Genomic DNA, 13,990 nt, shown 5'->3' on the forward strand with positions numbered 1-13,990 from the left:
CCCTCAGAGCTTCTCGCCGGGGATTCCGCCGATCGTCAGCAGCGTGATGCGGCCGGTGTTGCCGCCGTAATCGATGACCACCCGCTCGGTCGCCCCGCTGCCCTCCTTGCCGACGACCTTGCCCATCCCGTACTTGGGATGATTGTGCCGATCACCGACGTCGAGCTGAATCTGCTTGTTACGCCCTCGATTCGGGTCCGCGGAGAACGACGAACGCCCCAGCGCACCACTGGAACCACGATCGTCGCCACGGCCGAACACCCCACCCGAGGATCCGAGGCCGCGTCCGGGACGCCGCCGTTCGGTTTGCCGCCAGTCGAGCAGATGCTGCGGAATCTCTTGCAGGAAGCGCGATTCGGGGTTCGACACCGGCTGACCCCAGGATGCACGGGTGACCGCGCGGGTCAGATACAGCCGCTGCTTGGCCCGGGTGATGCCGACGTAGGCGAGGCGTCGTTCCTCGCTGAGCTCCGCCGGATCTCCGAGAGCCCGCAGATGCGGGAAATGCCCGTCCTCCCAACCGGTCACGAAGACCACCGGGAACTCGAGTCCCTTCGCGGTGTGCAGGGTCATGAGCGTGACCACCCCCTCGCCGTCGTCGGGGAGCTGATCGGCGTCGGCAACCAACGACACCCGTTCCAGGAAGGCGGCCAGCGAACCGGGTTCGGGCTCGCCCTCGCGCAGTTGCGCCGCTTCCGCGTCGGTACCGTTGTCCACCTCGGCTTGCGCGGCTTCGGCCGCATCGCGGCTGAATTCCTTTGCCACCGAGATCAATTCGTTGAGGTTGTCCAGCCGGGCGCCGTCCTGCGGATCGTGGGAACCCTCGAGCTCGGCGCGGTACCCGCTGCGATCGACGATGGCGTCGACGAGCTCACCGATGTCGGCGCCCTCTTCGGTGGCATCGGCGACGGCGACGTCGGAGCCCTCCGTGCCGCCTTCACCGAAGGTGGTCAGGAAGTCGTTGCGCAAACCCTCGATCAGGTCGACGAAGCCGCCGATCTGCTTGACCGCGCGGGTGTTCAACAGCCCGACCTGACCCTGCGCCCCCTCGATCAGCGCCTGGTAGAACGAGATCCCGCGGTTCTCCGAGTGCACGGCGACGCACGCCTCGGCACGGTCCCCGATGCCCCGACGCGGCGTGTTCAGGATGCGCCGCAGGCTGACCGAATCCTCGGGGTTGGCGACCACCCGCAGATACGCGACGACGTCGCGCACCTCTTTGCGCTCGTAGAATCGGGTGCCGCCGACCACCTTGTACGGGATGCCGTGACGGACGAACACTTCTTCCAGCGCGCGCGATCCGGTGTTGGTCCGGTAGAACACGGCGATGTCGGAATAACTGTTGGACTGAGCACCGCCGATGGTGTGGTCGGTGAGCCGCTCGATCTCGGTGGCGATGAACGTCGCCTCCTCCCGATCGGAGTCGGCGACGTATCCGACGATGAGCTCACCGTCGCCGGAGTCGGTCCACAACCGCTTGTCCCGCCGATTCGGATTGCGGGCGATGACCGCGTTGGCGGCCGAGAGGATGGTCTGCGTCGAGCGGTAATTCTGTTCCAGCAGAATGGTTTCGGCGTTCGGGAAGTCGCGCTCGAACTCCTCGATGTTGCGGATCGTCGCCCCACGGAAGGCGTAGATCGACTGGTCGGCGTCACCGACCACGCACAGTTCCGACGGCGCCAGCCCCGATGACGTGGTCTCGCGGCCGACGAGTTCGCGCACGAGCACGTACTGCGCGTGGTTGGTGTCCTGGTACTCGTCGACCATGACGTGGCGGAATCGACGACGGTAGTACTCGGCGACGTCGGGGTGACTCTGCAGCAGGGCGACGGTCTCACCGATCAGGTCGTCGAAGTCGAAGGCGTTGGCCGCGGAGAGCCGACGCTGATACTCCGCGTAGATCTCGGCGATGGTGCGCGCGGTCGGTTCCTCGCCGGCGGCGGCGTGCGCATCGTCGGGGTCGGACAGTTCGTTCTTGAGATTCGAGATGCTCACCGCGACGCCACGCGGGCTGAACTTCTTCGGGTCGATGTCGAGATCGCGAATGATCATGCCCAGCAGGCGTTTCGAATCGTCGGAGTCGTAGATCGAGAAGTTGGAGTTGCGATTGCCCAGCAGCGCCGACTGGGCGCGCAGGATGCGCACACACGTCGAGTGAAAGGTGGAGACCCACATGTAGGCCGCGCGGGGGCCGACGAGTCCGATGACGCGCTCGCGCATCTCCGCGGCCGCCTTGTTGGTGAAGGTGATCGCCAGGATCTGGCCGGGGGTGACATCGCGTGCGGCGAGCAGATAGGCGATGCGGCGGGTGAGTACCGCGGTCTTGCCCGAGCCGGCACCGGCGACGATCAGCAGCGGCGGACCGCTGTGCACCACCGCCGCGCGCTGCTGGGGATTCAGCCCGTCGAGGAGCCGTTCGATGCGCTCATCGGCGGCGGGCGGCGTGGTGGCTGCGGACTCGGTGGCTGCGGACGCGGTGGCGGGTGCGGAACTGGGTGCAGAGCTGGTGGTCATCGGTATCTCAGGTTACTCCGGCCCACCGACAGGATTCGTGAGGGCGAAGGCTGCCGAGAGACCTTCGGTGGGTCACCTCCACCGGTTACGATGACCTCGCACCGAATCCGGGGGGCCGCGCGGTGCGAGATGGTGTGGGACCGCCCCCATGTGGTCAGGGGAGACGTGGTGCGACCGGTGCTCAGCGATGTGTCATTCATTCGTCCCATGCGGTCTCCCGAAGCCGGCCCGGTGCTGTCTAGTGTTGACATCATTCGGCCGAAAACGGACATCGCCGTGATCTCACGCCCGATGCCCCTTGCCCCGGGAAGCGAGCGATGAAGAACACCTCGAAGGTCATTGCGCTGGTACTGACCAGTGTCGGGGCGGTGGCGGTGATCATCGCGCTGATCCTGTCGTTCATCCCGTGGAGCAACTCCGGATCGGCCGAGCCGACCGCCGCGTTCCGGGCACAGAACAACCTGGACCAGACCGCTTTTCAGTACGGCAGCAGTCCGGGCGCCAAATACAAGGGGACGTTGACGCGCAAGTACAGCGACGGCGTCTCCCTCACCGTCGAGTTCTCCGACCTGCAGGTGGCGCTGTCGGGCAACGTCAGTGGTTCGATCACCGTCGACGGTCAGCAGGGCGACTACAGCCAGATCGGCAACTATTACTTCACCAAGGCCCCCGCCTCCTTCTGGAAGGCGGTCCTGGGCGGCACCGCCCCGGACAACGTCGACATGTCGCCGGTCGACAACAAGTGGGCCAGCGCGGAGTGGAGCCTGCCGAACCTCGGGTATGCGTTGTCGCCGATCGTGCTGGCCGGACGGCTGGGCAACAACGACCTCGTCAATCCGCCGACGCTGGGCGCCCAACTGCCCTCACCCAACAAGGACACCCCCGACGCCCGCTACTGGCCGACCTCGGATCCGGCGATCACCTCGCTGGCCGACAACAAGGTCAAGGCCGGTGACTGGGAGATCACCTTCGCCACCGACACCAAGGCGATCAGTCATCTCAAGGGCCAGTACAAGGATGGTGACGTCACCACCACCATCGACACCGACGTCACCCCGCTGTCCTTCGATCAGGTCTCACCGATCTTCGCCCAGCAGAAGGGTCTCACCAGCGATCTCGGGTCGGTGCCGGTTCCCGGCATGACGATCGACGACCTTCCGGGCGGGCAGCTCGACCAGGTCGGCTGGAAGCAGACCGGCGGCTGCTCGAATGTGGCGTGCGGCTATGACCTCACCGTCAACGGCACGCCGCGGCGCGGTTCCGACAACAAGCCCGGACACGTGAACTATGGCCTGACGGTCAACTTCATCGTCAACGGCCAGCCGGCCGGGGCCGTCGGCGGCACCTGCACCCCGGTGATCCGGGTCGACTTCGACAAGACCGCCACCACTCGTTGCACCGCAACCAATCTCGGTTCCGGAGGCGGTTCGATCCGACCCAACGTGACCTTCTCCTACCTCCCGTTCATCGACTACGGCGCCGATACCCTCAGCGACTACCTCGACGACAACACACAGGCCACGCAGCGTCAGTTCACCATGGTGCGCACCGGGACCAAGCAGCCCGCAGCAGCCACCTACGCCTCCGAACACACCGGCCTGCCGAGCAGTTATGCCGTCAAGCGCGGCGACTATCTGTTCGACGGCTACGGCCCGGCCGGTGCCTACCTGGTGACCTTCGCACCCGGTTACGCCGCGCATGTCACCAATGGCGCCTTCGATCCCAGTTGGGCGGGCACGGCCACCCTGCGCGATCAGATGAGCAAGCAGGTGCAGGCCATCGGCGACGACGGCCGCATCGCGTACTACGTGGCCGAGCAGTCGACCAGTGACGCGCTCACCGCGCTGGTGGCCCAGGCCGGATACTCGAGCAAGATCTCGGTGTACTACGACGCGCCGGAGTCGTCCGACACGAGCGGCTGAGACGTCACCGGCGCGGCGACGCTCACTGGCCCAGCAGCCGGGCGTCGACCACCTCACCGACCCGTCCGTCACCGGTGTGCAGCGCCAGACCCCGGGTGAGCGGGCGGATTCGGAGCTCGGTGCCGTGACCGTCGAGTTGCACGTAGACCACATGCAGTCCGGCCTGCAGCGCAACGCGAACGGCTGGTCCGCCGTCGAGGGACATCTCCACATCGCCCGCGGTGTTGGCGCAGTAGCCGAGCGCGACGGTCCACCGCCAGTTGATCAGCGGGCCGTCGAGCCGCAGTGACGTCGGGCCGGTGAGTTCCGGCCGCGCACATGTTCCGCGGCCGGCCTCGATGGTTCGTCTCGGGGTCACCGCACCGGGCGTGAGGTTGCCCGCATTGTCGAGGACGAAGAGCCGGTCGGTGGTGTCACCGAACGGCGAACGATCGGTGACGCGGCCGAAGGTCGCACTGATCTGGTTGTACGGGTAGGCCACCGGTAGCAGGACCTCGAGCGGCAGCGCCTGATCGAACATCGTGTTGTCCCGATTGTCGGCGAGCGCACGCTTGGCGTTGGCCAGATAGGCGCCGGTCGGGTCGTCGGTCCAGGAGGACTGGTACGACGCGGTCGAGATCAACGACGACGCGAACGCCAACACCGCGGTCACTGCGGCGAGGACGCCGACCGCCGTACCCACTGTCCGACCGCGGCCCGCCGTCTCCTCGTCGGTCTCGGGAGCGGCATGGCGCCCACCCGACGGTCCGACCGGGTCCGCCGAACGCCGGGGCGCGGCGACGAGCAGGGCGAGCGCGGCGGTGATCACGACCGCCGAATCGGGCAGATACCGCAAGGTCTGGGCGAGTTCGAGTGCGGTGTTTGCCGATGAGCGATTCCACATCACCGGGATCTGCGCCACGACGACGTACAGCGCGGCGCACACGAGGACCGCCACCGCACCGATCCGGGTACGTACGGCCCAGATCACCACGGCGGCCACCACCAGCCACCCCAACACGATCATCCACACCGCGGAGAACCCCATCGGCGGGCTCGGCACCCATCGTTCCCAGTCCCACGGACCGCCGACGAGGGACGGTATGACACCACGGTTGATCGACCGCCACACGAGTTGCGCGGTCTGCGACACCGAATGCTGCCCGGCGGTGGCGTCCGACACCGAGAAGAACAGCAGCGCCCACGCCACGAAGATCACCGACAGAGGTGCCCACAGCCGGCGGGCGTGGACGAATGCCGTTCCCAGCGGACCCATCTGGACGGCGGCGGTGTCAGCCGCGGCAGATTCATCGGCATCAGCGTTGGCATCGGCAACGTCCGCCGACCGGGACCCTGTGCGGTTCACCAGAACCGCGGCGACGAATGCCACCGGCAGGATGAACAGCGACTTCTCGAAGAAGGCGAGGGAGAGCACGAAGATCACCGATGAGCGCAGGACGATCAGCCGCGTTCGCCGGCGGTCGGCGCCCCCGCGGGCGAGCAGCACCGCGTCGGCGACGATCCAGGCCATCGCCGCCTGCATCGGCAACGTGTTGAGGCCGGCGGCCCACCACACGAAGGACGACACCGTCAGCGGGGTGAAGAGGTAGAAGGCCAACGCGCCGACCGAGGCGATCTCGACGGCAGCGCTGCGTGACCGCCCCTCCCCGGGGTCGGTCAGGACCCGTATCATCCGCCACACGCACATCGACGCGAGTCCCTGCAGCACCACGAGCGTGATCGCCGGCGCCACCCAGTTCAGCGGCGCGAGCACCGTCGAGATCCCCGCGACGAGGAACGCCGCGGGCATGAAATGACCGTCGTGGCTGTGGCCGAGGTAGTCCCACGACCAGATCGACATGGTCGAGGCCCGGCCGACGAGGATGAGGTCGTCCCAGTAGAAGTTGCCGGTGGCCACCAGCCAGCCGCGGACGATCAGTTGCGCGACGATCAGGGTGATCACGGCCGCTACCACCATCTGCGCCACCCGGCTCGCCGTGGCGCTCACAGATCCGGCGGACCGGGTCGGACCGGTGTCTTCGGGATCTCGGGAGGGGTCGATGCTTGCCCGGGGTCTCGGCATGGCCACCAGTGTCCACGGCACGGTATCTGCGTGGCAAAATCGACACGGTGACCGACCCCAGCGACTCGTCGACCAGCCCGGACAACACCGCACCCGCACGCACGGGCGGCGCGTCCTTCGCCGATTCGATCGATCTCTCCTCCTACGAACTGGAACACGATGTGTCGGGCCTGCCCGACGACATCGAGGTGTTGCGACACGAGATCGACCGCCTCGACGCGATCATCCTCGCCGCGGTGAAGCGCCGGTCGGCGGTGTCGAAGAAAGTCGGAGCCGCCCGCATGGCCTCGGGCGGACCGCGCCTGGTGCACAGCCGCGAGGTCAAGGTGCTCGACCGGTTCGCCGAACTCGGTCAGGAGGGTCATACGCTCGCGATGCTGTTGCTGCGTCTGGGTCGGGGCCCGCTCGGCCGCTGACGGTGTGCGCCGGTGCCGATTGCGCCGGTGCGTACGGGCCGCCCACCACATAGGGTGGTCGTATGAGTGACCTCGATGACAACGAGCACGACATCACCGGCACGCAATCGTGGCAGGCGCTCTCGGCGCATCAGGATCATGTTCATTCGATGCACCTGCGGGAGGTCTTCGCGGCCGACCCCGATCGGGGCCGCGAACTGACCGTCGACGTCGGTGATCTGCACATCGATTACTCCAAGCATCGCGTCCTGCGCGAGACGTTGGAGTTGCTGTTCAGCCTGGCCCGGGAGGCCGGTCTCGAGGACAAGCGCGACGCGATGTTCGCCGGTGTCCACATCAACACCTCCGAGGATCGCGCCGTCCTACACACGGCACTGCGCCTGCCTGCCGACGCCGAGCTGGTCGTCGACGGCCAGGACGTGGTGGCCGACGTCCACGAGGTGCTCGACGCGATGGGCGCCTTCACCGACAAGCTCCGCAGCGGAGAGTGGAAGGGGCACACCGGCAAAGCGATCACCGACGTCGTCAACATCGGCATCGGCGGCTCCGATCTGGGACCGGTGATGGTCTATCAGGCGTTGCGCCACTACGTCGATTCGCCCATTCGCTGTCATTTCGTCTCCAATGTCGATCCCGCCGACCTGGTGGCCACGCTTGCCGACCTCGACGCCGAGACCACGCTGTTCATCGTGGCGTCCAAGACCTTCGGCACGCTGGAGACGCTCACCAACGCCGCCGCCGCCAAGCGGTGGCTGCTCGCCGGCCTCGGTGCTGCCGACGACGCCGTCGCGAAACACTTTGTGGCCGTGAGCACCAACGCCGACAAGGTCTCGGCGTTCGGCATCGACACGGTCAACATGTTCGGCTTCTGGGACTGGGTCGGCGGCCGGTATTCGGTGGATTCGGCGATCGGCGTGTCGGTGATGGCGGCCATCGGCAAGGACCGTTTCGGCGAGTTCCTGCACGGCTTCCACCTCGTCGACGAACACTTCCGCACCGCGCCGCTCGAGCGCAACGCGCCGGTCATCCTGGGCTTGATCGGGCTGTGGTACTCCAACTTCTGGGATGCCCAATCACGGGTGGTACTCCCCTATTCCAACGACATGGCGCGGTTCGCGGCCTATCTGCAGCAGTTGACCATGGAGTCCAACGGCAAGTCGGTCACCGCGCACGGCCATCACGTCACCACCGACACCGGCGAGGTCTTCTGGGGGGAGCCCGGCACCAACGGACAGCACGCGTTCTATCAACTGCTGCATCAGGGCACGCGGATGATCCCGGCCGACTTCATCGGATTCGCCGAGCCCACAGACGATCTCACCACCGCCGACGGCACCGGGTCGATGCACGACCTGCTGATGAGCAACTACTTCGCGCAGACCAAGGTGCTGGCATTCGGCAAGACCGCCGACGAGATCGCCGACGAGGGCGTGGACCCACATGTGGTGCCGCACAAGGTGATGCCCGGCAACCGGCCGTCGACGTCGATCCTCGCGCCCGAACTCACCCCGTCGGTCATCGGCCAGCTGATCGCGCTCTACGAACACCAGGTCTTCGTCGAGGGCACCATCTGGGGTATCAATCCCTTCGACCAGTGGGGCGTCGAACTCGGCAAAACCCAGGCGATGGAGTTGCTGGGATCGATCACCGACTCGCAACCGCCTGCGGCACTGGGCGATTCGTCGACCGACGAGTTGGTGCGGTGGTATCGGTCGCGGCGCGGCCGGCAGGCCTGAGCGTCCCCGGATGGCGCGCGCTCACTCCCACCGGGTGGCGTCGAACACCTCGTCCGGGATGTCGTCGCCGGGTGCCAGACCGAGTTGCTCGATGCGGCCCATCAACGCTGCGCAGCTGGCGATGTGGGAGACCAGCGACAGCGGTTCGACGGCGCGTTCGGCGGGGTCACCACCGATGAACTCCGGCAGCGACGGCGGCACGCAGTCGCCGACGGCGATGCCGTCGACCCCGGTCGCCGCGCGCCATGCGTCGAAGCTCTCGGCGTCGACCGCCTCGGCGATGTCACCGTCGGCGACGGCGGCCATGACCTCGTCGAGGGTGGCCAGTGGCCCGGAGCTGCCGCTGGACGCGTCGAAGCCCATGACGGTCGAGGCGTCGATCTCGTCGTCGTCGGCCAGGGTGAAGTACACGATGCCGCGCCAATCGGCGCCGATCGTCGCGATGTCGTTCCGCCCGAACACATCGCGGAGCAGTTCGTCGACGGGTTCGGCGTCCCCGGTTCCGAGGACCTGGAAGGCACCATGGGCGACCGCTTGACTGTGGTGAATCGACACATCGGTTACCTTACGCAGGTGAGTACGTCACCGTCGTCGCGCGCGCCGCGATCCGCCAAGCGCCTGCCACGAGCCCTGATCCGGCCCCGACGAGCCCGCGGTTCGATGACCATGCGCGTATCCGGTGCGCTCCTCGCGGCTGCCGCGGTCGGCTCGGCACTCACCGCCTGTTCGTCGTCGACGCCGTCGTCGGCGCCCGGCACCTCGTCGTTCCCGACCTCGGTCGTGGTGTCGGTCCCGCCCGGCGCCCCGGCGCGGACGGCGCCGGGCACCGCGCTGCGCTTCGGCGATTCGGCGGTGCTGCCCGCCGATGCGTTCCGCCCGTCCGGCCCGACCGCGATGTACACGGTCACCGGCATCACACCCGGTGAGGGAGTTCCCGATTCGGCGACGCAGGGCGGTACGGCATTCTTCGTCTATGTGACGGTGACGTCGCTGGCCGCGCACTCGTCTGCCGCACCGACGGTCGTGGGGCTGGCGGGCAGCGTGGACGGCCGGACTCCGGCTCTGACGCTGCCGCCGCCGGTGGCCCTCAAGGCGTGCGGCAATCCGTCGCCGCCGGAGCAGATGAAGCGCGGCGACTCCTACGCCACCTGTCTGGTGGCCTACGCCGACGCCGGGCAGAAACTCACCAGCGTCATCTATTGGGCCGAGACCACCACGGCCGACGGTTTCGACTTCAAGACCTCGCCGGTCGTGTGGGGCACCCCGACCCCGGCCTCGTCGACCGCCCCGGCCTCGACCACCGCAGCGGGCTGAGACCGGATCAGATCAGTCGACGCGTGATCGACGCCGGCAGTAGTCGCAGGGCCGCGGCGATCGGCACCCACGGCCACGCGGGCACCGGCGCCGAGGCCTTCTCGGCCTCGATGGCCGCCACCATGGCACACACACCGGTGTCGGTGTCGGTCATGAGTGCGGTCTTGAGGCCGCGGTTGATGTCGGTCTCGATGTAGCCGGGCAGCACGATCGACACCGTGATCGGCGAGTGCGCGAACTCGGCCTGCAACCCCTGTCCGATCGCGGTCAGCCCGGCTTTGGACGCCGAGTACGCGGTCTGCGCCTTGGGTAGCCCGCGGACGGCGCTCATCGAGCTGATCAGCACGAGATGGCCGTGATCCTGGGCGCGGAAGATCTCCAGTGCCGCCTCGATCTGGGCGAGCGCCCCGATCAGATTGGTCTGCACGGTCTCGATGTTGGCGTGCATCTTGCCGGTGCCCAACGGTGCACCCTTACCGAGCCCGGCGTTGACGATGACGCGATCGAGACCGCCGAGCTCGTCGCGCAGAGCCCCGAACACGACGGGAACGGTGTCGACGTCGGTGACGTCGAGGGCCGCGGTCGCGACCGTGCCTGCGTGGGGCCGCAGTTCGGCGGCGAGGGTATCGAGGCGGTCGAGGCGTCGTGCGGCCAGTGCCAGCGAGCGGCCCATGCCGGCGAACTCGCGGGCCATGCCCTCGCCGAGTCCCGAGCTCGCGCCGGTGATCAGGATCTTGTCGCGGTGCGTCACGTCCGCCAACTTACCCGAGGGTCAGATCAACTGGGCATCGTCAGCGCCAGCACCACGGTGCGGGAGTCGTCGGTGGCAAAGAGCGCCGGGCGGGCGAAAACCGCCGTTCGACACCGTTCGGCGGGGTCGGTGACCAGGCGCGCCTGCTCCTCGTTCATCTCGATCGCCAGCACGCCGTCGGCGGCCAGCCATCCAGGTGCCTGCGCGATGAGGGTGCGGATGTGGTCGAGTCCGTCGACGCCGGCCAGCAGTGCCCGGCGGGGTTCGTGGTCAGCGGCCTCGTGCGGCAACAGTGCCAGCGCCCCGTCGGGTACGTACGGCGGAACGGCCGCGATCACGTCCACCTGTCCGCGCAGCGCTGCGGGCAGCCCGGCCAGACCCGAGCCGCGCAGCACCCCCGCGTCGGCTCCGAGGTTACGCCGCGCGCATCGCAGTGCGACGTCGTCGATATCGGTGGCGTACAGCCGGGTCGTCGGCACCCAGGCGCCCACGGTGGCCGCCAGTGGTGCTGCGCCGCAATAGGGTTCGACCATCACCGGGCACTTCCGGGACGCGGCGGCACCGACGGCGACCGCGGCGAGCAGTTCCGAGCGTCGGCGCGGCACGAAGACCCCGGGCCCGACCGCCAGGCGCCGGCCCGCGAACTCCACCCAGCCGACGAGGTGCTCGATCGGTTCACCGGCCACCCGACGCGCCACGAGCCGGCCCAGATCCGCGTCATCGGCGGCGGCCTCGCGCAGGATCGTCGCCTCCTCCTCGGCGAACACGCACCCGGCCGCCCGCAGTTGCGCGACCACACCGTCTTCGGACAGTTCTTGCCTCACTTGAGGAGTCGCGACATCCGGCGGTCGGCGAGGACCTTGCCACCCGTCTGGCAGGTCGGGCAGTACTGGAAGGATCGGTCGCTGAAGGCGACCTCGCGGATCGTGTCCCCGCACACCGGGCACGGCAGACCGGTACGGGCGTGCACCTTGAGTCCGGTCCGCTTCTCCGACTTCAGCTTTGCCACGCCCTGGCCCTCGAGACGCCCGATCGCGTCGGTCAGCACGTCGCGCATCGCCTCGTAGAGGGTGTCGATCTGTTCGCCGGTCAGGGTTTTCGCGGTGGCGAACGGCGAGAGCTTCGCGGTGTGCAGGATCTCGTCGGAGTAGGCGTTGCCGATCCCGGCGAGCACCCGCTGATCGGTGAGCACGTTCTTGATGCGCGCGCCGGTGCCGGCGAGGATGTCGGCGAACTCGTCGCGATCGAGCGCGAGGACGTCGGGCCCCAATGTCGCGATGCGCTCGACCTCGGTGATGTCGCGGACGATCCACACCGCCAACCGCTTCTGCGTTCCGGCCTCCGTCACGTCGAAACCCTCGCCGCCGGTGGCGCTGGGAATCCCGCAGTGCACCCGCAGCGCGATCGGGCTCTTGCCGCCGGGTCGAAGGGGTTTGGGTGAGAGGTCCTCGCTCCATCGCAGCCAGCCCGCCCGGGACAGGTGGATGACCAGGTTGATGACGGGTTCGGGATCGGTCTCGGAACCGGGGATGGTGCGGATGATCAGGTATTTGCCGACTCTGCCGACGGAATCCACGATCCGCCCGGTCAGGGCCGTGTACGGGGGGTCGGCGGTTTTGAGCACCGACAACGATGCGATGTCCACCCGCCGGATCGGGAGTCCGGCGGTACGTCCGTCCACGAAATCGGCGATCGCGGCAACCTCGGGCAGTTCGGGCATGACACCAGTGTGCTCTAGTGAACAGATGAGTTCCGGTCTTTCCGACGCCGAGCTGGCCACACGCATCGCGGTCGGGGCCGGGGAGATCCTGCTCGGGGTGCGCTCCGGCGACCTGTTGGGTGGGCGGTTGCTCGGCGATGCTGGTGACGCGCTCGCCCAGGCGTGGATCGGCACCGTCCTGCGCAGGCACCGGCCGCGGGACGCGGTGTTGAGCGAGGAGGCCACCGACGTCGGCGACCGCGCTGTGGCACAGCGGGTCTGGATCATCGATCCGCTCGACGGCACCAGCGAGTTCGCCGCGGGCAGCGATCAGTGGGCGGTGCACGTCGCACTCACCGAGAACGGTGCGGTCACCGACGCCGCCGTCGCCTTGCCGGCGATGGGTGAGGTCTTTCGCACCGACACCGTCGACGCCGTGCCCGCAGACGCGTCGGGCCGCATCGCTACCTCACGATGGGGCACGAGTTACGAGGTGGCCGCGGTGGCGCGGCGGCTCGGGCTACGCCCGGTGCCGATCGGTTCGGCGGGTGCCAAGGCGATGGCGGTGGTGCGCGGTGACGCCGACGCCTACGTCCATTCCGGAGGGCAGTACGAGTGGGACAACGCGGCACCGGTCGGTGTGGCGCTCGCCGCGGGGCTGCACTGCAGCCGGCTCGACGGCACGCCGATCGTGTACAACCAGCCGCAGCCGTACATGCCCGACTTCGTGATCTGCCGGCCCGAACTCGCCGAGGACATCCTCGACGTGGTGGGCGAGGTGTGGTGGTGACCTGTCCGGCGCAGTCCCCCGGCGCCTATCGCGCCGTGCGGAGCAGGTAGATGTCCATGATCCAGCCGATTCGGGCGCGGGCGGCCGCACGCGCCTCGACGATCTCGTCGGTGACGTCGCCGACTCGGCCGCTGATCAGGATCTCGTCGGGCGTCCCGAGGTAGGCGCCCCACCAGATCTCGTCGTCGGCGGCCGCGGTGTGGCGGAAACCGAGATCGGCGTCGAGCATGACGATCTGGTTGGCGTCGGCACCCGGAGGGGTGTCGGCGAGGCGACGCCCGGTGGTGATGTGGATGGGTTCGCCCACCCGGTTGGCGACGATCCCGTGTGCGGCGGTGAGCGCCGACGCGCTGGTGACGCCCGGGATCACCTCCACAGACACCTGTAGGTCGTCGCGCGCGGCGAGGTCGTCGACGATGCGCAGGGTGGAGTCGTAGAGTGCGGGGTCGCCCCAGACGAGGAATGCCGCCACCCCGTCGTCGGGGACGTGGGCGAGGATCGCCCGGGCGAGGAGTTCGGCACGGGCGGCGTGCCAGCGGCGGACCTCGGCGTCGTAGTCGGCGGGACGTCTGTCGCGGGGCGGATCGGGAATCTCGACGAGCGAGTAACCCTGCGGTGCATGGTGTTCGAGGATGTCGCGGCGAGCCTGCAGCAGGCCGTCCTTGGCGTCGCCCTTCTCGAGCGCGAGGAAGACGTCGACGCCGGCCATGGCGTCGATGGCCTGCAGCGTGATCTGTCGCGGATCTCCCGGTCCGATGCCGATGACGCGGATGGTGACCTGCACGG

12 protein-coding genes are annotated in these 13,990 nt (G+C 68.2%); 5 read left to right on the forward strand and 7 right to left on the reverse strand.

What is annotated here, in order from left to right; all coding sequences use genetic code 11:
* Window positions 1-3: 3 nt before the first annotated feature.
* Window positions 4-2,514, reverse strand: a complete 2,511-nt coding sequence (locus J6U32_RS23305; RefSeq protein ID WP_208792343.1) for a UvrD-helicase domain-containing protein — start codon at window positions 2,512-2,514, stop codon at window positions 4-6.
* Window positions 2,515-2,831: 317 nt separating this feature from the next.
* On the opposite strand from J6U32_RS23305, the gene J6U32_RS23310 reads away from it, so the two are divergent.
* Window positions 2,832-4,436: a hypothetical protein gene (locus J6U32_RS23310; RefSeq protein ID WP_208792344.1), complete on the forward strand. Its 1,605-nt coding sequence runs from the start codon at window positions 2,832-2,834 to the stop codon at window positions 4,434-4,436.
* A 22-nt stretch (window positions 4,437-4,458) separates the two neighbouring features.
* Here the strand turns inward: J6U32_RS23310 and J6U32_RS23315 are convergent, their stop codons facing one another.
* The gene (locus J6U32_RS23315; RefSeq protein WP_208792345.1) at window positions 4,459-6,393 is read right to left on the reverse strand and encodes a hypothetical protein; all 1,935 of its coding nucleotides are present in this window, start codon (window positions 6,391-6,393) and stop codon (window positions 4,459-4,461) included.
* 152 nt (window positions 6,394-6,545) lie between these two features.
* On the opposite strand from J6U32_RS23315, the gene J6U32_RS23320 reads away from it, so the two are divergent.
* Both J6U32_RS23320 and pgi read left to right on the forward strand, forming a co-directional pair.
* Window positions 6,546-6,914, forward strand: a complete 369-nt coding sequence (locus J6U32_RS23320) for a chorismate mutase (RefSeq protein WP_006368318.1) — start codon at window positions 6,546-6,548, stop codon at window positions 6,912-6,914.
* A 62-nt stretch (window positions 6,915-6,976) separates the two neighbouring features.
* Entirely contained in the window at window positions 6,977-8,650 is a 1,674-nt protein-coding gene (gene pgi / locus J6U32_RS23325; RefSeq protein WP_208792346.1) for a glucose-6-phosphate isomerase, read from the forward strand.
* A 21-nt stretch (window positions 8,651-8,671) separates the two neighbouring features.
* Here pgi and J6U32_RS23330 read toward each other — a convergent pair whose 3' ends face one another.
* The gene (locus J6U32_RS23330) at window positions 8,672-9,205 is read right to left on the reverse strand and encodes a hypothetical protein (protein ID WP_208792347.1); all 534 of its coding nucleotides are present in this window, start codon (window positions 9,203-9,205) and stop codon (window positions 8,672-8,674) included.
* An 18-nt stretch (window positions 9,206-9,223) separates the two neighbouring features.
* On the opposite strand from J6U32_RS23330, the gene J6U32_RS23335 reads away from it, so the two are divergent.
* Window positions 9,224-9,964, forward strand: coding sequence for a hypothetical protein (locus J6U32_RS23335; protein ID WP_244332321.1), 741 nt, complete (start codon window positions 9,224-9,226; stop codon window positions 9,962-9,964).
* Between the two features lie 7 nt (window positions 9,965-9,971).
* On the opposite strand, the gene J6U32_RS23340 is transcribed toward J6U32_RS23335, so the two are convergent.
* Genes J6U32_RS23340 through J6U32_RS23350 form a run of 3 tightly spaced genes read right to left on the reverse strand, consistent with a single transcriptional unit; the run spans window position 9,972 to window position 12,435 of the window.
* Window positions 9,972-10,715: an SDR family oxidoreductase gene (locus J6U32_RS23340; RefSeq protein WP_208792348.1), complete on the reverse strand. Its 744-nt coding sequence runs from the start codon at window positions 10,713-10,715 to the stop codon at window positions 9,972-9,974.
* A 26-nt stretch (window positions 10,716-10,741) separates the two neighbouring features.
* On the reverse strand, window positions 10,742-11,539 hold the full coding sequence (locus J6U32_RS23345; RefSeq protein ID WP_208792349.1) for an SAM-dependent methyltransferase: 798 nt from the start codon (window positions 11,537-11,539) through the stop codon (window positions 10,742-10,744).
* Window positions 11,536-12,435: an Fpg/Nei family DNA glycosylase gene (locus tag J6U32_RS23350; RefSeq protein ID WP_208792350.1), complete on the reverse strand. Its 900-nt coding sequence runs from the start codon at window positions 12,433-12,435 to the stop codon at window positions 11,536-11,538. The genes J6U32_RS23345 and J6U32_RS23350 overlap by 4 nt, the downstream gene beginning before the upstream one ends.
* A 25-nt stretch (window positions 12,436-12,460) precedes the next feature.
* On the opposite strand from J6U32_RS23350, the gene J6U32_RS23355 reads away from it, so the two are divergent.
* The gene (locus tag J6U32_RS23355) at window positions 12,461-13,204 is read left to right on the forward strand and encodes a 3'(2'),5'-bisphosphate nucleotidase CysQ (RefSeq protein ID WP_208792351.1); all 744 of its coding nucleotides are present in this window, start codon (window positions 12,461-12,463) and stop codon (window positions 13,202-13,204) included.
* 25 nt (window positions 13,205-13,229) lie between these two features.
* On the opposite strand, the gene cobF is transcribed toward J6U32_RS23355, so the two are convergent.
* Window positions 13,230-13,988, reverse strand: coding sequence for a precorrin-6A synthase (deacetylating) (gene cobF / locus J6U32_RS23360; RefSeq protein ID WP_208796299.1), 759 nt, complete (start codon window positions 13,986-13,988; stop codon window positions 13,230-13,232).
* Window positions 13,989-13,990: the final 2 nt, after the last annotated feature.

It is taken from the genome of Gordonia polyisoprenivorans (assembly GCF_017654315.1).
GTDB lineage: Bacteria > Actinomycetota > Actinomycetes > Mycobacteriales > Mycobacteriaceae > Gordonia > Gordonia polyisoprenivorans_A.

Coding starts and splice junctions, on each gene's coding strand:
- J6U32_RS23350 (WP_208792350.1), bottom strand. CDS start 12,435: ATGCCCGAACTGCCCGAGGTTGCCGCGATCGCCGATTTCGTGGACGGA.
- J6U32_RS23305 (WP_208792343.1), bottom strand. CDS start 2,514: ATGACCACCAGCTCTGCACCCAGTTCCGCACCCGCCACCGCGTCCGCA.
- J6U32_RS23355 (WP_208792351.1), top strand. CDS start 12,461: ATGAGTTCCGGTCTTTCCGACGCCGAGCTGGCCACACGCATCGCGGTC.
- J6U32_RS23315 (WP_208792345.1), bottom strand. CDS start 6,393: ATGGTGGTAGCGGCCGTGATCACCCTGATCGTCGCGCAACTGATCGTC.
- J6U32_RS23310 (WP_208792344.1), top strand. CDS start 2,832: ATGAAGAACACCTCGAAGGTCATTGCGCTGGTACTGACCAGTGTCGGG.
- pgi (WP_208792346.1), top strand. CDS start 6,977: ATGAGTGACCTCGATGACAACGAGCACGACATCACCGGCACGCAATCG.